Source organism: Mycobacterium sp. IS-1590 (genome assembly GCF_001500025.1).
Taxonomy (GTDB): domain Bacteria; phylum Actinomycetota; class Actinomycetes; order Mycobacteriales; family Mycobacteriaceae; genus Mycobacterium.
In genome coordinates, this window is record NZ_LQIW01000009.1 from 79,343 (window position 1) to 97,779 (window position 18,437).

Annotated in this window: 16 protein-coding genes; 8 read left to right on the forward strand and 8 right to left on the reverse strand. The window is 66.4% G+C overall.

Annotated elements, in window-relative coordinates; genetic code table 11:
- Positions 1-43: 43 nt before the first annotated feature.
- The gene (locus tag AU197_RS08475) at positions 44-544 is read left to right on the forward strand and encodes an NUDIX hydrolase (protein WP_064402088.1); all 501 of its coding nucleotides are present in this window, start codon (positions 44-46) and stop codon (positions 542-544) included.
- Here AU197_RS08475 and thiE read toward each other — a convergent pair.
- The gene (gene thiE, locus AU197_RS08480) at positions 528-1,211 is read right to left on the reverse strand and encodes a thiamine phosphate synthase (protein ID WP_064402089.1); all 684 of its coding nucleotides are present in this window, start codon (positions 1,209-1,211) and stop codon (positions 528-530) included. The two genes, AU197_RS08475 and thiE, sit on opposite strands and share 17 nt — an antisense overlap.
- Positions 1,212-1,344: 133 nt before the next feature.
- Here thiE and thiO point away from each other — a divergent pair, with 133 nt between their 5' ends.
- The 6 genes from thiO to AU197_RS08510 are packed head-to-tail and all read left to right on the forward strand — an operon-like array spanning position 1,345 to position 7,166.
- Complete coding sequence (thiO, locus tag AU197_RS08485; RefSeq protein ID WP_064402090.1) at positions 1,345-2,376, forward strand: glycine oxidase ThiO; 1,032 nt, start codon at positions 1,345-1,347, stop codon at positions 2,374-2,376.
- Between the two features lie 22 nt (positions 2,377-2,398).
- Complete coding sequence (gene thiS / locus AU197_RS08490) at positions 2,399-2,596, forward strand: sulfur carrier protein ThiS (protein WP_064402091.1); 198 nt, start codon at positions 2,399-2,401, stop codon at positions 2,594-2,596.
- Between the two features lie 10 nt (positions 2,597-2,606).
- A complete protein-coding gene (locus AU197_RS08495; RefSeq protein WP_156434354.1) occupies positions 2,607-3,380 on the forward strand; it encodes a thiazole synthase in 774 nt (257 codons plus the stop codon).
- Positions 3,377-4,159 (forward strand): SGNH/GDSL hydrolase family protein, encoded by a 783-nt coding sequence (locus AU197_RS08500; RefSeq protein ID WP_064402093.1) that lies wholly within the window; start codon positions 3,377-3,379, stop codon positions 4,157-4,159. Before AU197_RS08495 ends, AU197_RS08500 begins: the two co-directional genes overlap by 4 nt.
- A gap of 11 nt (positions 4,160-4,170) precedes the next feature.
- Positions 4,171-5,697, forward strand: coding sequence for a M28 family metallopeptidase (locus AU197_RS08505; protein WP_064402094.1), 1,527 nt, complete (start codon positions 4,171-4,173; stop codon positions 5,695-5,697).
- Positions 5,694-7,166 carry a M28 family peptidase gene (locus AU197_RS08510; RefSeq protein ID WP_082696565.1) on the forward strand — a complete coding sequence of 491 codons (1,473 nt, stop codon included), beginning with the start codon at positions 5,694-5,696 and terminating at the stop codon, positions 7,164-7,166. The genes AU197_RS08505 and AU197_RS08510 overlap by 4 nt, the downstream gene beginning before the upstream one ends.
- A 243-nt stretch (positions 7,167-7,409) precedes the next feature.
- On the opposite strand, the gene AU197_RS08515 is transcribed toward AU197_RS08510, so the two are convergent.
- From AU197_RS08515 to AU197_RS08530, 4 genes are all read right to left on the reverse strand, one after another.
- Positions 7,410-12,452: a cadherin-like domain-containing protein gene (locus AU197_RS08515; RefSeq protein WP_064402096.1), complete on the reverse strand. Its 5,043-nt coding sequence runs from the start codon at positions 12,450-12,452 to the stop codon at positions 7,410-7,412.
- Between the two features lie 415 nt (positions 12,453-12,867).
- Entirely contained in the window at positions 12,868-14,088 is a 1,221-nt protein-coding gene (locus tag AU197_RS08520; protein WP_082696566.1) for an APC family permease, read from the reverse strand.
- A 14-nt stretch (positions 14,089-14,102) separates the two neighbouring features.
- Positions 14,103-14,444: a hypothetical protein gene (locus AU197_RS08525; RefSeq protein WP_064402097.1), complete on the reverse strand. Its 342-nt coding sequence runs from the start codon at positions 14,442-14,444 to the stop codon at positions 14,103-14,105.
- A gap of 13 nt (positions 14,445-14,457) precedes the next feature.
- Positions 14,458-14,682, reverse strand: a complete 225-nt coding sequence (locus AU197_RS08530; protein WP_064402098.1) for a hypothetical protein — start codon at positions 14,680-14,682, stop codon at positions 14,458-14,460.
- Between the two features lie 104 nt (positions 14,683-14,786).
- Here AU197_RS08530 and AU197_RS08535 point away from each other — a divergent pair, with 104 nt between their 5' ends.
- Positions 14,787-16,028, forward strand: a complete 1,242-nt coding sequence (locus AU197_RS08535) for a TetR/AcrR family transcriptional regulator (protein WP_064402099.1) — start codon at positions 14,787-14,789, stop codon at positions 16,026-16,028.
- On the opposite strand, the gene AU197_RS08540 is transcribed toward AU197_RS08535, so the two are convergent.
- From AU197_RS08540 to AU197_RS08550, 3 genes are all read right to left on the reverse strand, one after another.
- Positions 15,995-16,240: a DoxX-related protein gene (locus AU197_RS08540; protein ID WP_502687866.1), complete on the reverse strand. Its 246-nt coding sequence runs from the start codon at positions 16,238-16,240 to the stop codon at positions 15,995-15,997. The genes AU197_RS08535 and AU197_RS08540 overlap by 34 nt on opposite strands.
- A gap of 51 nt (positions 16,241-16,291) precedes the next feature.
- The gene (locus AU197_RS08545) at positions 16,292-17,779 is read right to left on the reverse strand and encodes a flavin-containing monooxygenase (RefSeq protein ID WP_064402101.1); all 1,488 of its coding nucleotides are present in this window, start codon (positions 17,777-17,779) and stop codon (positions 16,292-16,294) included.
- Between the two features lie 43 nt (positions 17,780-17,822).
- Positions 17,823-18,437: DUF4190 domain-containing protein (locus tag AU197_RS08550; protein ID WP_064402116.1), on the reverse strand; the 615-nt coding region annotated here is incomplete at its 5' end.

Here is an 18,437-nt window from a genome sequence, read left to right on the forward strand (position 1 = left end):
GTCTAAGAGTTTCCGGCAGGCCGGGCGGCCCTATTGTTGAGGCGTGCGTGGCGACGGTGACGGATGGGTGGTTTCCCACGGCCAGGCCTACTGGGGCAGGTACGGCGCGGCCGGCCTGTTGCTGCGGGCCCCCGGCCACGACGGCACCCCGGTGGTGCTTCTCCAGCACCGGGCGGCCTGGAGCCACCAGGGCGACACCTGGGGTCTGCCCGGCGGGGCGCGCGACAGCCACGAGACCGCGGAACAGGCGGCCATCCGGGAGGCCCATGAGGAAGCGGGGCTGCCTGCCGAGCAGTTGACCGTGCGCAAGGTGGTGCAGACCAAGATCGTCGCGGGCGACGGGGTCAGTTGGAGCTACAGCACGGTGATCGCCGACGCCCAGGAGATGCTGCCCACCGTGCCGAACCGGGAGAGCGCCGAGTTGCGCTGGGTGGCCGTCGACGACGTCGCCACCCTGCCGCTGCACCCGGGATTCGCCGCCAGCTGGCAGCGGTTGCGCGACGAGTTCACGTCGATCCCGCTTCTGGTCAACCCTCAGCTCTGAGCGCCGCCTGCAAAGCCACCTTCAAAGACGAGGCCGCCGCACCAGGGTCCTCGGCCGCCGTGATCGCCCGCACCACGACGACGCGTCGCGCGCCGGCGGCCAGCACCTGCGGTAACCGGTCGGCGTCGATTCCGCCGATCGCGAACCACGGCTTGGCCGTACCGAGTTGGGCGGTGTGCCGGACCAGCTCCAGCCCGGGCGCAGCGCGGCCGGGTTTGGTCGGGGTGGGCCAGCACGGGCCGACGCAGAAGTAGTCGACGGCCTCGTCCACCGCCGCCGCGACCTGATCCACATCATGGGTGGACCGCCCGATCACCGACCCCTCGCCGACGATGCCGCGCGCCACCGCCAGCGGAAGGTCATCCTGGCCCAGGTGAAGCACGTCGGCGCCGGCGGCCAGCGCGATGTCGGCGCGGTCGTTGACGGCCAGCAGCGCGCCGTGGCGCCGGGCCGCGTCGGCGAGCACCTCGAGGTCCTCGAGTTCCTGGCGGGCCTCCAAGGGGCCGAACCGCTGTTCGCCCGGCGAACCCTTGTCGCGCAGCTGGATGAGGTCGACCCCTCCGGCGAGGGCGGCGTCGGCGAACTCCGCGAGGTCGCCGCGCTCGCGCCGGGCGTCGGTGCACAAGTACAGCGACGCGCTGGCCAGGCGTTCTCGAGGTTGGTGCACACCGCGACGCTAGCGGCTCGTCGTTGGGGGCCTAACCAGCGGGTACTGTGGGTTGACGAACGCGGGAGTCCCGGGAACGGGGACTGAGAGTGGGCATTCGAACCTGCCCTTACCGTCGCACCTGATCCGGGTCATGCCGGCGAAGGGAGGGAAGTTGACCGCAGCAAGCCTGGCCGTGATCGGCGGCGGCGTCATCGGATTGGCCGTCGCGCGGCGTGCGCTGAGTGCCGGCTGGGACGTCCGCGTGCACCGCACCGACGAGCGCGGCGCGTCGTGGGTCGCCGGCGGCATGCTCGCACCCCACAGCGAGGGCTGGCCCGGTGAGGAGAAGCTGCTGCAGCTCGGCCTGGAGTCGCTGCACCTGTGGCACGGCGGCTTTCTCGACGGGCTGCCCGACGATGTGGTCACGGCACGCGAATCGCTGGTGGTCGCCGTCGACCGCGCAGATGCGAGCGACCTCAAGACAGTGGGCGAGTGGCTTGCGGCCCAAGGGCATCCGGTGACGGCGACGACGTCGGCCCGCGATATCGAACCGCTGCTGGCCCAGGGCATCCGGCATGGGTTTCGCGCCGAAACCGAACTGGCCGTTGACAATCGGCTGCTGGTGCGAGCCTTGGCCGTGTCGTGTGAAGGGCTTGGTGTGCAGTGGGCGCCCCCCGTGTCCGAACTCGCCGAGGTGCAGGCGGATGCCGTGGTGATCGCGAACGGTATCGACGCTCCGACGCTGTGGCCCGACCTGCCCATCCGGCCGGTGAAGGGTGAGGTGTTGCGGTTGCGGTGGCGCCGCGGGTGCATGCCGGTGCCGCAGCGGGTCATTCGGGCCAGGGTGCACGGAAGACAGGTGTACCTGGTTCCACGCGCCGACGGCGTCGTCGTCGGCGCCACGCAGTACGAACACGGCCGTGATACCGCGCCCGCGGTGACCGGAGTGCGGGAACTGCTCGACGACGCCTGCGCGGTGATGCCCGCGCTGGGCGAGTACGAACTCGCCGAATGCGCCGCGGGCCTGCGGCCGATGACGCCGGATGGATTACCGCTCGTCGAACGCCTCGACGAGCGCACACTGGTCGCGGCGGGCCACGGGCGCAACGGGTTTCTTCTCGCGCCCTGGACGGCTGAACGGATCGCGGCCGAACTCGATGTCACGATTGGAGCAACACCATGACGCGCACGCGAGGAGCAACGAAATGAAGGTACTCGTCAACGACGAAGCGGTGGAAGTGGACGCCTCGACGACGGTCGCCGCGCTGCTGGAACGTCTCGGCTTTCCGGAGAAGGGCATCGCCGTCGCAGTGGACTGGTCGGTGCTACCGAAATCGGACTGGGACACCGCGCTGACCGACGGCGCTCGCGTGGAGGTGGTGACGGCGGTGCAGGGTGGCTAGCCCCGACACCCTGCGTCCCAGCGGAACATCGGTCACGAAGTTGACCATCGCCGGCCGCGAGTTCGGTTCGCGGCTGATCCTCGGCACCGGAGGCGCGGCGAACCTCGCCGTCCTCGAAGAAGCGCTGGTCGCATCGGGTACCGAGCTGACGACGGTGGCCATGCGGCGCGTCGATGCCGACGGCGGCACCGGCGTGCTCGAGCTGCTCAACCGCCTGGGTATCACCCCGTTGCCGAACACCGCGGGCTGCCGCGGGGCGGCCGAGGCGGTGATGACGGCGCAACTCGCTCGCGAGGCGCTGCACACCGACTGGGTGAAACTGGAGGTCATCGCCGACGAGCGCACGCTGCTGCCCGATGCCGTCGAATTAGTCAGGGCCGCTGAGCAATTGGTCGACGACGGCTTCACGGTGCTGCCGTACACCAACGACGATCCGGTGCTCGCGCGCCGACTCGAGGACGTCGGGTGCGCTGCCGTGATGCCGCTGGGTTCGCCGATCGGAACGGGCCTGGGAATCGCCAACCCGCACAACATCGAGATGATCGTCGAGGCCGCATCGGTGCCGGTGGTTCTCGACGCGGGCATCGGCACCGCCAGCGACGCCGCGATGGCGATGGAGCTGGGTTGTGACGCCGTGCTTTTGGCCACAGCTGTGACGCGCGCCGCCGATCCGCCGACCATGGCCGCGGCGATGGCCGCCGCGGTCACGGCGGGACGTCTGGCCCGGCAGGCCGGCCGCATCCCGAAGCGGTTCTGGGCGCAGGCATCCAGCCCATCACGATGAGTCGATATGTCGCCCTTGGTAGTTCGATGGCAGCGGGTCCCGGGATCGGACCCCGCGCCGGCGGTGCACCGTGGACGGCCGGCCGGTCGGCACGCAACTATCCGCATCTGGTGGCCGCCAAGCTGAATCTCGACCTCGTCGACGTGACGTACTCCGGTGCGACCACCGCGAACGTGCTGTCCGAACCGCAACACGGTGTGCCGCCGCAGATCTCGGCTCTGACCGGGTCCGAAGAGCTGGTGACGGTGACCATCGGCGGCAACGACGTCGGCTACGTGCCGATGCTGTTCGCCGCGGGCCTGCCACAAGTTGTCCGCAAGCTGCCGCTGCTGGGGACGGTGTTGCGCGCGCAGCTGGACCCGCGGGCTCGCGAGGACGCGCTGAGCCAGGTCGCGGGGGCGCTCGAGGAGGTCGGCCGGACCCTGCGTGCCCGCTCACCCCGCGCGACGGTGCTGTTCGTCGACTACCTCACGCTGCTCCCACCGTCGGGTGTGCCGGCACCGCCGCTGTCCGACACCGACGTGGCGACTGGCCGCCATGTCGCCGACACGCTGGAGCGGCTGACCGCGGAGGCGGCCTCCGCGTCCGGCTGCGGACTCGTGCGGGCCGCCGAGCACAGCCGCGCGCATCATGCGTGGTCGGCCCAACCGTGGACGACACGGTTCGGGTTGCCGTTACCGGGCAGACCCGCGCCGCTGCACCCGAACGCGGCGGGCATGCGCGCCGTTGCCGAACTCGTCGAATCGAAGCTGGGCGGGCCTGCGCCCGGGCGACGCTAACGTAGTGGGCAATGAGCCACACGAAGGTTTCGAAGCTTACTAAGACAGTCGCCCTGATCTCGGTCGGTGTCGTCGCGCTCGGGGGTTGCGGCCGTGGCGAGGAGCCGCAACCGGTGGTGCAGCCGCCCACCACACAGGCGGGGGTGTCGCCGGCCGCCGTGGACTTCGCCAGGTCGCTCGCGCAGCGCACCTCCGCCGACGCCACGTACGAGCACCTGGTGCGATTGCAGGAGATCGCCGACAACAACGAGGGTAATCGTGCACTCGGCACGCCGGGTTACGACGCCAGCGTCGACTACGTGGCAAACATCCTGCGCGACAAGGGTTTCGACGTGCAAACCCCGGAGTTCGAGGTGCGGCTGCCGTTCGCCGACGAACCCGCGCTGACCGTCGGCGGCGCCGCGGTCAAGGCCAGGCCGCTGAATTTCACGATCGGAACGCCGCCGGATGGGGTGTCGGGTCCGCTGGTACCGGCCCGCGTCGAGGACACGCCGGGCTGCACCGTGTCCGACTACGACGGGTTACCCGTCAAGGGCGCCGTCGTGCTCGTCGACCGTGGCACGTGCCAGTTCTCCGACAAGGAACAAGCAGCAGCAGAACGCGGTGCGGTGGCGCTGATCGTCGCCAACAACGAGGACAACGACGAGATGGGTGGCACGCTCGGGGAGGAGACCGAGGCGAGCATCCCGGTTGTCAGCATCACCAAGGCCGAGGGCGACCGGCTACGCGCCGACCCGCATGACGTCACCCTCAAGCTCAACGCGGGTGTACGCAAGGAGCGCACCCGCAACGTCATCGCCCAGACCAGAACCGGTGACACCGCAAACGTCGTGATGGCCGGTGCACACCTGGACAGCGTCCCGGAGGGCCCGGGCATCAACGACAACGCATCCGGTGTGGCGGCCGTGCTGGAGTCCGCAGTGCAGCTGGGCGGTTCCCCCGATGTCCAGAACGCGGTACGGTTCGGTTTCTGGGGTGCCGAGGAGGTCGGGTTGTTCGGATCGAACAACTATCTGGAGTCGCTGGATGTCGATGCCCTCAAGGACATCTCGCTCTACCTGAACTTCGACATGGTGGGCTCGCCGAACCCCGGCTACTTCACCTACGACGGAAACCAGTCACTGCCGCCCGACGAGGAAGGCGCGATCACCCGGGTGCCGGAGGGAGCGGCGGGCGTGGAACGCACGCTGGTGGACTACCTCGACGCGGCCGGAAAACCGGCCGAGGACACCAGCTTCGACGGTCGCTCCGACTACGACGCGTTCACCCTTGCGGGCATCCCGGCCGGTGGCACCTTCTCGGGTGCCGAGGCCAAGATGACACCCGAACAAGCCGAGCGCTGGGGTGGTGAGGCGGGCCAGCCGTTCGACCCCAACTACCACAAGGAATCCGACACCCTGGAGCACATCGACCGCACCGCACTGGGCATTCACGGAGCGGGCGTGTCCTACGCCATCGGTATTTACGCCCAGGACCAGGGCGGGCCGAACGGAATTCCCACGCGCGATCTACGCGTCCGTCACCCGCTCGCGTCATGAGGACATGGGCGGCCACTGCGGGAATCGTCGTCGGCGTTGTCGTCGGGGTCGTCGGAGCCATGACCTCGTGCGCGGCACCGGAGCCGGCGCCGCCGTCGCCGCAGGAGGTGGCGGACAGGGTCACCGCCGACGGGATGTACACCCACCTGCAGAAACTGCAGCAGATCGCCGACACCAACGGCGGTAACCGCGCCAACGGCAAGCCGGGGTACGACGCCACCGTCGATTACGTCGCGCAATTCTTGCGCGACAAGGGTTTCGACGTCCAGACCCCTGAGTTCGAACTGCTCGATCGCAGCCAGGGCGGCCAACCGTCGATGCGGGTCAGTGGGCGCGAATATCCTGTCGATCAAGCATCGCTGCTGATCACCACGCCGCGGGGCGGACTGAACGCCGTGACGCTTCGACCGACCAAGCCGGCCGGTTGCCGGACCGCCGACTACGACGGCGCGTCGGTGCGGGGCGCGATCGCCGTCGTCGACGACACGGGGTGCTCGGTGGTCGCCAAACAGAACGCTGCCGTGTCGGAGGGCGCCGTTGGCCTGCTGGTCGTCAGCTCGCCGGGTGGCAGCGGAAGCCGGGCGGGTCTGTTCACGCCCGGCTACTACCAGGACCTGACCGTGCCCGTCGGGGTCATCGGCCGCGAGGCCGACGCCGCCCTGCGGCGAACCTCGGCACCTGTACGCCTCGTACTGGACCGCAAACCGGTCATGAAGAAGACCCGAAATCTCGTGGCGCAGACCAAGACCGGCGATGCGCGCAACGTCGTGCTGGCGGGCGCGCATCTGGACAGCTCGGCGGCGAGTCCGGGGATCAACGACGACGGGACCGGCATCGCGGCGTTGCTCGAGACAGCGGCGGTACTAGGTTCACAGCCCCGGGTGACCAACGCCGTGCGCTTCGTGTTCTGGGCCTCGGAGGAGAACGGGCTGGCCGGACCGACGAGGTATGTGCAGGGACTTTCGCCCGACGAACTCCGCGACATCGCACTGTATCTGGGCTTCGACATGCTCGGTTCGCCCAACGCCGGCTACTTCACCTATGACGGTGACCAGTCCGCTACGCCCAACCCGGCGATCCCCGCACAGTCGGTACCCGTGGGTTCGGCCGGTATCGAGCGGATGCTGGCCGGCTACCTCAACACGGCGGGGGTGCGCCCCGCGGACATGCCATTGAGCGAATTCACCGACTATTACCCGTTTCTCACCGCAGGAGTGCCGGTCGGCGGTCTGACAGCTGGTTCGTCTCAGCGCAAAAGTGAGATACAGGCCCGCCTTTGGGGCGGCCGGGCGGGTGTTCCCTTCGACCCGAACTACCGCACCAAGCGCGACACCGTCGAGAACGTCAACCGGGATGCGCTGTCGGTTCTGGGGCCCGCGGTCGCCTACGCGGTCGCGAGCTATGCGGCCTCGGTAGACGGCGTCAACGGTGTTCCGCCCCCGGACCAACGGCAGCGGGCCGCTCGGTGATCCGACGAGGGCGCCCGGTGACGGTATCGGTCATCGTTCCGGCTTGATCGGATCGATCAAACGGTCACTGTCCGGAATAATCTGGCTCTACGAGATATTCGCTGGACGCTGCTGGTCAGATCCGCGCCGCATCCGGCATCAAGGCATGCAGAACGCTGAGTGCATAGACCCGCAGGAAACACGACCTAAGGGATGGCCTGGTTAGCGCGCTATTGCCTGATCGGTCGGTAGACGCGGCCGAGATCAGTCTTCTGGGATTCCGATCCGCGTCGGCGACAGGTCGGCGCCTGTGTGGAGAAGCATCGGCGTCTCCGTATTGCCGTATAGCGCAGCGGCTTCGTCATAATCGATCACATCGAGGACGACTTGTACTCCGTTCACCGCGTGGCCCGCAACGATCTTGACCGCTCTCGGTGCCCGCGCCCCTTGACTACTAGCCCCGACCGGGTTCAGATTTTGGTATCCCCACATGAGCGCTTCCGAACCTTGCTGTAGCGATGAAGCAGCTCGGAACTGCGCTTCTTTGCGATTGATTTGCTCTTGGAGGTTGTCGAGTTCGTATTTATTTGCGAGGTCGACATCTTCGGGCATTTCGTTGTTGAATATGTAGCCGCCCACGACGCCGGGGATGCGCGTGTAGAACCGGTCTTGCGGGAATGTCCCTGGCATGAATGCCATGGCTTCGACGGTCACATAGGCGCCCTCGGCCTGCGGGTAGTCGTACCTCACAGTTATGTCCTCGCCGAAGCCAATCTTCCTGAAACCGAGGACAAGTCGTTCTCCACCGGAACTTCCGGCCGGCGGGTTGAGTGTCTCAACAATGTAGATTTCCGGTGACACCAGCATCTTCGTTTTTGGATCCTTGCGCAGATCTAGAGTCCCCACACGCATCCAGTTCTGCACCTGGTAGGCCCAGCTGAGGTCCCCTTCTCCGCAATCGTAATCTTCACAGGGATTGGCGATGACATCTCGCCCGTTGTGCAGAAACGCCTTCACAGTACTGACGCTGAAGACATCCGCTTGGCTCCAATCAGCTGGATCGATATACCCCGGGAGTTTGGTCAAGTCGCTCATGAAGGTCGGCGGTAGCGGATGCTCCGTTGGATAGTTCGCGGGGAGTATAGGCGCCGATACGGGGATGTACGCCACTCCGCCTGTACTGTCCGTCGCCTTGACGAAGAAGTCGATGTACCCGACTTTCTGCAGCGATTGCACGTAATTGCGCGCTTCAGCGGATGGGGTGTACGTGTAGGTGCCATCCGGGTTGACGACGATCGTCCCGAGTGGTCCGGTTGTCGATCCCCCGTACTGAACGTCGCCCGTCGGATCGGAATCCGGCGGAGCCTGCGTCACACGGCCGGTCACAACACCTGTAGCGGCGATCGGCCGCTCCTGAGTCACCGACGAACGCAGCACTGGAACCGACACCTCGTCCGCCAGACTGACGTGCGTCGTGGGATTCCCCTGCTCATCGAAAGTCACGGAGGAGAAAATCACTGTGCCGGCGGCGCCGACGGATACAGCCGAAAATGGGCTTGATGAGCCAGGTACCGCGCCTGGCGGAGTGCCGGTGGCTGTCCGAACCTCGGTCGCGCCCAGGCTGGTGATCGCCCACACCGTGGTGGTGGCGCTCGCGCCGGACCCATTCTGAACAGTCACGTAGGCCGTTCCATTGCTTCCGAATGCGACCGGCCCGACAACGGTCCCCCCGTTGGCGGCGACGACTGCGGTGATCTTGCCGTTTTGGTCGATCGCGGTCACGGAGTCACCCGAGTCGGACACCAGATAGGCGGTGCCGTCCGGTCCCACCTCCAGGTGACCGCCGACAACGTCGATCGGGTTGCTGGCGACGGAGGTGACGAAGCCGTTCGTAGATACATGGACGACATAGCCGTTCGCAGTCTGGACCGCGGCATAGGCGGTGCCGTCCTTGGCGAAGACGAGCGTCTCGTCACCCGGGACGAATGGTTCCACAATGGTGTAGAACGGGAGCGCGCGCGCGTGCCCTGAGGGCGAAACAACGACGAGCTTCTGTTCGCCGTTAGCCCCGACGTTGAGGTAGATGCTGCCATCGGGCGCGATCACGTGGGGGGGGTCGAAGCCGAAGTCCCCGATCTGCACCGTTTTCATCGACGCGTTCGGTTTGACGATGAGCAACCGACTCACGTCTGCATCAGGATCTGGGCTGAGGACGTAGAGCGTGCCGTCGGCGGCTGTTCCCAAGACTGTGGGACCATATGACGACTCGAAGACGGGCGTATTGGTGACACCACTCGTGATCACCGAGATCCGATGCTCGTCAGTCATGAAGTTCTGAGTCAGCACATACGCGGTTCCGTTCGGAGCGACAACCACATTGCCTGTGGGAGTGAAACCTTCGATCAGGTGGGTGGTAGCTCCGCCGGACGATCTGAAAACCAACATCTCGGTCGACATGCCGGTGTCCGTCATTTTCACCGTAGGCAGATAGACGGTGCCGTTGGCTCCGACGGTCGGAAGGCCGGCTATTCCCGCGGCCTGACTCTTCGACACGGAGAGCGTTCGAGCCTTTCCGTTCGAGCCGATCACCACAATCTTGACTGAGGGGTTCTGCGCGGTTCCACTCACCTGAAACGCCACAGCGCTGCCGTCCGGTCCGAAGGTCGGCTCGAAGTCGATTACCGAAGGTGTCGTCGCACCTGTTGTCAGCGGCACGAGCTTCACTCGCGTGTGGCCAACTTTGCTATCGAAAAAGGGAGCCAGCAGATACTGCCTACCGTTCTCGCCGACTACCTGGGCCGAAGTCGATGTCACCGTGGCCGTCTTCATGCTGCCGGTCGCGCTGATTACCCGCACCGTCGCGCTGCTCGTCGCCGGATCGTAGGTGACGATGGTGATGCCGCCGTCGGTTCGCACGATGGGCGGTGATGGTGTTCCGGAGAATGCGGCTGTGTCGGCGATTTTTGCCCCGGACGGCTGATACACCTGCACGATTGTGGACACAGTGCCGTTCGGTGCCGTCGTGGATATCGTCTGGAAGATGCGGCCGGTGGTGCCGACGACCGGGCTTCCCACAGGGGATCCGGCGATCGGCGCCGGGTTCACGGGCGCGACCGCAGGGGCCACTGAGACCTGCACATTGATTGTCGTGGTGCCGCCGTATCCATCGGTGAGGGTCACGGCGAAGTTGTCCAGCTTGGCAGCGGCGGGGGCACCCGCAGCACGCGCATTCTGGCGGGCCGCTGCCGATGGCTTGTAGATGAAAGTGCCGTCAGGGTTGACGGTCACCTCACCGCCCTTGGTCGACGTGGTGGCACCGCTCAAAGTCACGGTGTCCCTCTCGGCATCGCTTACGGTAATCTTGCCGGTCACCAAACCCGTCGTCGCATCCGGTTTGGTGACACTGGATTTGCCAGTGGGGGCGGTGTTCAGGGGGTCGATATCGACGGTGACGGTGAATGTCGTTTTGCCGCCGCGCCCGTCGTCCGCCGTCACCTGGAAGGTGTCCTGCTTGTCGGCGGGCATCGCACCGCTGGCCGAGGCGGCGTGGCGCGCTGCAGCGGTCGGTGTGTAGGTGACCACGCCAGCAGACGACACCGAGACTGAGCCCTTGGTTGGACTGGTGGCCTTCTTGTAGACGAGCGCATCACCGTTTGAATCGTTGGCCGACACCGTGCCGGTGACCGCACCCTTGGTGGGGCTGGGCTGACCGGTCGGGGTGAACGCCCCGCCGGTCGGGGCGACGTTGTCGTTGGCCGGCGCGATCACGACAGTCACCGCGACGGCTCGTTGACCGCCGAAACCATCATCGATGGTCACGTTGAAGGTGTCGGTCTTGGCTGAGGCCGGCGCACCGGTCACCGCGGCCGCCGAACGCGCGGCAGCGTTCGGCGTGTAGGTGAACGTGCCGTTGCCATTGTCTACGATCACACCCTTAGCGGTGGCCGCTGGGGCGCTGAACGACAAGGGGTCCTTGTCGGCGTCAGTGCCGGTGACCGTCACCGTCACCACACCGGTGCTGGGGTTGGGTTTGGTTACGGTGGCCTTACCCGTAGGCAGCGCGTTCTTGCTTAGGATGTCGACTTCCACCGTCACGGTGGTCGATCCGCCCTTACCGTCCTGCACGGTGACAATGAAAGTGTCCTTCTTCAAGGCTGGATCCGCACCGTCGGCGGCGGCCGCATGGCGGGCTGCGACGGTCGGGGTGTAGGTGAACCCGCCCGTCGAGGTCACCGTCACCTTGCCCTTGGCTGTCGTCGTCGAACCCGAGTACGTGAGCTTGTCGTTATCGGCGTCGGTGACACCGACGATCTTGCCGGTCACTGCGCCGTTCGTGGCGTTCGGCGGATTCGGTATTTCCGCCACCCCGCCCTCTGGAGCGTGGTTCTCCATAACTGCCGCCGCAGTCGCCATCAACGAGTTGGAGACATCGCCGGTATCAGCCAGCGTCGACTCCCGGGTCGTATCAGCGCCGACCTCTCGGCGCGCAGCGGCCAGCAACACCCACTCAGCCGGTGCATCGACGGGCGCGTCGGGAGTCGTCCCGCCGAAGGGATCGAAAACGTTGGACAGCAGTGTCAGAACCGCAGCCGGTGGCGGAGGCGGAACCTCGACCGGCTCTGCGGGCCCCTGCTGATCCACCACGGTCAGCGTCTCCACCGCTGCACCGGCGCTCCCGGCGGGCACCTGATTTGTCTCTGCGGGCTGCTGTCCGTTGCCCGACAGGTCGATCTGATTGGCCGACACCGATGTCTCCGGAGCGCTTCCGTCGACAGTCGCTGACTGCCCTGTCGCAGCCGAATCATTTGACCCGTTTGATCCGGGCGGCGTCTGCGTTGACTGCGCACCTCCGGTGGCGCCGTTCTCGTTCTCGCCGGCGGCAGGTTCCTCTTGCTCGTTGTCGGCAGGCTCCTCTTGCTTGTCGTCGGCCGGCTCCTCTTCCTCTTCCTCTTCCTCTTCCTGCTCATACTCGTCCTCGTCGGGCAGCGATCCGCCGCTCGACGACACCACCACGCCGCCACCCAGGTCGACAGTCACCGCGGAACTCGACGGCTCCTCGTCATGCTCGGCCGCTTCCGACTGCTGCTGCCCACCACCCGAAGGGTCGCCAGCCGAGGAATCCTTCACGGCTGCACCGGTATCCGGGTCCGTGTTCGATGACTCCTGCGATGTGCCCGCGCTGCCGTCGCCTGCCGCCCCCTCGCCATCCTGTGCCCACGCCACGCCAGAGGGAGTTGCCAGCGCGGCCCCCACGCCCAGCATCACTGCCAACGCACCGACACGACCGATGTACCGCGAGTAGCCCATGGTTCCCCCTGGCTCGGTGTCGACAAATGAGTCAACACAGGTTTGAACAGAACGTATCGTTCGGTGGCCGTAGAGGAATCGGGGAATTCCCTATGGTTTGCCCGAATTCACCCGATCACCCAACCGTCTCCCGTTGCGTCCACATCCATGCTCGTGTCCTCAGCTGGCGATGACCAGCGGCTGACTCCTAGCTTGTGAGCAAAATCCCGGACGCAGATAGTGATGGCATTCGGAGATGTGGAACGCGCTGTTTCTTTCCGCTAGGAACTTCTGGCAACTGTTGCGCGACGACCCATCAACGGCTTTCAGATCATGCTGTCAGCAGCCGCGGAGCTTCTGTGGGTTGGAGCGGTGGCCGCAGGCAGCCCACAAGCCGAATCGCCGGCGTCGGCCTCGAAGGGTCGCCACAGCGCGATCACGGTCGAAGACGGTAAGCCAGCGCGCCCGCGAGCACCACGCAAGCGCCGGTCACCACCGACGGGAGCGGGAGCAGCAACGCCAGCACCACACATCCCGTCAGCCCGACCGCCGGGACCATTCGGCGGCCGAGTGTCCACGCCGAGGCGTTGGCGATCGCGTAGTAGACGAGCACGGTGAACGACGAGAATCCGATCGCCGTGCGGACATCCACGGTGGCGGCCAGAGTGGCCACCAGGACGCCGACCACGACCTCGGCGCGGTGCGGGCTGCCGAACCTCGGGTGGACGCGCGACAGCGTGTGCGGCAGGTGGCGGTCGCGCGCCATCGCCAGCGTCGTGCGCGACACCCCGAGGATGAGCGCCAGCAGCGACCCGAGCGCGGCCACCGCGGCGCCGGCGCGCACGACGGGCTCCAGCGTGGCAAAGCCGGCCGCGGTCACCGCGTCGGCGAGTGGTGCGGCTGCTGAAGCCGTTGCCGCAGTTCCTAATTCGGCGATGACGGCGGCGGCGACGAGGGCGTACACCACGAGCGTGATGGCCAGAGCCAGCGGTATCGCGCGGGGGATGGTGCGGGCGGGGTCGCGCACCTCTTCGCCCAGTGTCGCGATCCGTGCGTACCCGGCGAACGCGAAGAACAACAATCCGGCGGCCTGCAGCACGCCGGCGACGGAGGCATCGGCGTCGACCGACAGGCGGGTCCATTCGACATCCCCGAAACCGAGGACGGTGACCACCACGGTGCCCAGCACGGCCAGTACCACGGCGACGATGACGCGGGTCAGCATTGCCGACTTACGGATGCCTGCGTAGTTCAGTGCGGTCAGCGCGGCGACCGCCCCGACCGCGATCCCACGGGCCGCCTCGGGCCACACGTAGTAGCCGACGGTGAGCGCCATCGCCGCGCACGACGCGGTCTTGCCGACGATGAAGCTCCACCCCGCGATGTAACCCCAGAACCGGCCGAGCCGCTCACGCCCGTAGACGTAGGTTCCTCCGGACTCGGGGTACCGCGCGGCGAGCCGGGCCGACGAGGTGGCGTTGCAGTAGGCCACCACGGCGGCCACCGCGAGCCCGATCAGCAGTCCGGAACCGGCCGCGGCTGCGGCCGGCCCGACGGCGACGAAGATGCCCGCGCCCAACATCGAACCCAGCCCGATGACGACCGCGTCGAAGGTGCCCAGCCGGCGTGGCAGTGCGGGGCCGGCCGGCGTGCTCACGCCGGAATGCTAGATCAGGCGTTGTTGTGGTGCGGCTGCAACGACTCGCGGGCGGAGGTCGTCGCCGAGGCGACGAGCGCAACGAGCAGCCCGGCACCGCCGAGCAGGGCCAGCGGGACCGTCCACAGCCGCCGGATCAACAGTGCGGACTCGCACTGCTCGACGTAGTCGGTATCGCCGCCTGCCGCGACCGCCTGGGTCAGATCGGTGAGATATCCCGTCCCGCATTTCACCTGCCAGCCGTACTGGTCGTAGCTGTCCAGGAACACCGGGAAATTCAGGGCCAGCAGGGCGGCGCCCAATACGACGGCGGAGATGATCCCGGTCCAGGCCAGGCGGTGGTGGTGGTCTGACAATGTGTCCCCCCGTTCATGTCATGCAGACGTCAGCGAACAGCAGCACCGGCCATGAGGCGATCGATCCCAGGTACGAAACGACCAGGTCGGCGCCGCTCATCCCCTGTAGGTGGTCGGTGTGTGTCGTCGACCAGAACACGCCGACCAGCAGGTAGGGCGTGCCGAGGACGAGCGCCACCGTGATCAGCTCACCGATCGTGACCTGAAAGCCCAGAAGCTTGCGGAGCGCGCCGAACACACGATTATGTTAATCGCCATTCTACGTCGTCTGGCAAGTTCGGCCGGATCCCGGCGGCGGTACTGGACCGGTACGGACGTGGTCTGTCCGATATCGTGTCTGCCATGTCGCGCACTCGGCCGGCGAGCGGTGACGCGGTCCGGCGCCGGCCGAAGGACCGCAAGGCCCAAATCGCCCGGGCATCTGCCGAGGCGTTCAGCACCTTGGGCTTCTACGGCGTGAGCATGGAGTCGATCGCATCGCGGGTCGGGATCTCGGCGGCCGCCCTCTACCGGCACTATGCGAGCAAATACGACCTCTTCCGCGACGCCGTGCTCAATCTGGGCCAGCAGCTGGTGGACGCCACCGCGTTCATCGACGAGAGCGATCTCGAGGACCCGCAACTGGAGCTGCGCCGGGTGGCCACGGCGCTCATCGAGACCGCAATGGCGAACCGGGAGTCCGGCGGGCTGTATCGCTGGGAGGCGCGATATCTGCGCGGCGACGATCAAGCATCCCTGATCGCGCAGATGCGCACCGTCAACCGCCGCATCCAACGCCCGATCTACGCCATGCGCCCGGGTCTGACCTCCCATCAGCGATGGACGTTGTCCATCGCCGTCCTGTCCGTCACCGGCAGCATCGTCGACCACCGCGCGAAGCTGCCCGCCGGTCAGGTGCGGGCGCTGCTGGCCGATCTCGCCACGACGCTGGCCGCCACCGAACTGCCCGACGGTGACGACGCCACCGAGCAGCCGGTCACACCGGTGCCCACCGCCGTCGAGCCCTCGCGATATGAAGCGCTGCTCAACGAGTCCATGCGCTTGTTCAACACCAACGGATACCGCAACACGGGCATGGAGGACATCGCCGCGGCCGTCGGCATGCCGGCATCGGGGATCTATCGGTACTTCGCAGGCAAAAGCGACATCCTGGCCGCCGTCTTCCGCCGCGCGGCCGACCGGCTCTCCGACGAATTGACAGCGATCACCGCTGCCAACGCCGACCCCGAGGACGCCCTCACCGCGGTCATCGACGCCTATGTGGCCAGGTCGTTCGCACACCCCGAACTCGACTACGTCTACTACTCCGAACGGCTGCACATGTCGCCGACGGACCAGAAGATCCTGCGGAACATGCAGCGCACCACGGTGGAATCGGTGGTCGAGTTGGTGGTCGCCGTGCGCCGGGACTGGACATCGAGCCAGGCCAGGTTCGCCGTGCACGCGGCCATGGCGTTGGTGATCGATCTGGGCCGGCTGATGGGATACGTCAACTCGCCGCAGAACCGAGCGGTTCTGCAGCGGGTGCTGGATGTGACGCTGTTGGGCCGCTACCGGTTACGCGCGACGTTGCCCGCCAAGTAGGCGAGGTAACCGAGACCGCCGAGGGCCGCGACTTTGCGCGTCTTGCGGGCGGCCAGTCCGAGGCCCAGCGCCGTCTCGATACCGCCGTTGACATAGATGAACTGGCGGGTGTTGCGCGGGAACGCCTGCACCGTCATCGATTCGAACAGCTCCGGTTTGACGAAGTGGCTGAGCCCGACCCCGGCCAGGCCCAGGCCGGCCAACGTGGCCACGCGCGAACCGCTGCTCGATTCCTGAAGTGACACAGCCGGTGGTCCTCTCTGCTACGCAATCCGATAGTCGCTCAGAGGATACTGTGACGCCTCTCTGATGGCTTTGCGGGTGGATACCGGCTGCAACAACGTGGCCTCGCCATTGGGGTCGAAATAGTACGACCGCGAACCCGCGCAGTTGCCGGCCATGAACACCGAGTTGCCCATGAGCTTGGTCATCCGGTCGAGGTAGCGAGCGTTGGCGTCCTCGGTGACCTCGAATGTCGTTGCGCCACGGCGCTTCATCTCGCCGAACAGTCGATCCATGTGACGCATCTGATATTCCATCGTGTTGAAGAAGTTCAACCCGAGGAAGGCATAAGGGCTCGCCATACTCAGATAGTTGGGGAAGTAGGGCACCGTGACGCCCTGATAAGCCTGGAATCTCGTGTCGCGCCACCACTTCCCGAGGTTGCGACCCTTGCGTCCGATGATCTCGATCGCCGGGAAATTCGCCTCCCACAGATCGAAGCCCGTCGCCAGTATGAGCGTGTCGATCTGGGTTTTCGTTCCGTCGGCGGCGACAACGCCGTCGGGTTCGATGTGCTCGATCCCCGAATTCTTGAGGTGCACATTCGGTTTGGTGAATGCGCGGTTGTAGTTGTTGGAGAACGTCGGACGTTTGCAGCCGAAATCGTAGTCGGGGGTCAACTGCTTGCGGAGCTCGCGATCCCGCACGGAGAAGAACCGGTGCATCTTGGCCACGTCGGATGCCGCGATGTTGAGGCGGCGGAACAGAAGCTGTCGGTGGCGCAGCCCGACGAAAAGGAAGAACTCGTAGATGACGTCGGTGACTGCGCGAAGTGCACGCTGCGTCAAGGGAATCCGGGCGAACAGTCGCTTGAGTGCGTCGGGAATCGGGAAGTCGAGCCTGGGCACCACCCAGACCGGCGTTCGCTGGTAGACGGTCAGGTCAGCGGCCTTCTTCGCTACTTCCGGAATCAGCTGCACAGCGGTCGCGCCGGTGCCGATGATCGCCACCCGGCGGCCCCCGAGGTCGTAGGTGGGGTCCCACGCGGTGGTGTGCATGACCTTGCCGGCGAAGCTTTCGATCCCCGGGATCTCGGGTGTGTGGGGCTGTGACAGGAACCCGGTGGCCGTGATCAGGTAACGCGCCGACAGCGTCTCGCCACCGGCCAGCGTGACCCGCCACACCTCGGCCTCCTCGTCCCAGCAGGCACCTTCGACGAGCGTGTTGAACCGCATGTGCCTGCGCACGTCGTACTTGTCGGCGACGTGAGCCGCGTACTGCTTGATCTCGTCGCCGGTGGAATACAGCCGCGACCAGTTCGGGTTGGGCTCGAAGTAATACGAATAGGTGGTCGTCGGCACATCGACCGCCAACCCGGGGTAGCGGTTGACGTGCCAGGTGCCGCCCAGGTCGTCCTCGCGATCGAGGACGACGAAGTCCTGATAGCCCATCCGCTTGAGCTGGATGGCCGCGCCGATCCCCCCGAAACCTGCGCCCACGATGACGGCGTCGAGCAGTTCCGAAGTCATAGGAAAAACGGTACCGCAGCGACCAGGCAGTATCGGGGAGGCGTCAGCCCTTTAGCGAGCCGGTTCTCGGCGGATCGAGCGTCGCAATGCAGGTCACGGCCCGGTCACCCTGTTCCCAGGTTTCGGCCGTGGGATAGAGCACATACAGCTGAACGGAAGTGTCCGTCATCGCGTCCGGTGCGTAAGCAGCCAGTTCGGGGCTGCACTTCTCGGCGTAGGCGTCAATCGCGGCCTGGCCGGGGAAGTCGCCGTCGGGCATCTGGAGAACGGCGAACACCTCACCGGCGTGGGGCTCGTCACATCCGATCGTCTTCACCGTCAGTACGCGGGTGTTGGCCGGTATCTCGGCCAGGCAGTCGCCCTGCTTGACATCGGTGGCGGTCACCGTGCCGCCGCCGAGGAGGAAGTACACCAGCACGGCGACGACGGCCACCGCCGCCCACAGCGCCGACAACGCCAGACCCGCGATCGCCAACCCTCGCCCGCCCTGACCCTCGCGGGCCTTCTTCAAACCGACGACGCCGCAGACGACACTGATCAGAATGCCGCCGAGCAGGCCGAAGACCAACGAGACGATGGCCCACCAGTTCGTGGGCCGCTGTTGGGCCGGCGCGTAATAGGACCCCTGCTGCGCGTACGGGGGCGGCGGCGGTGGCGG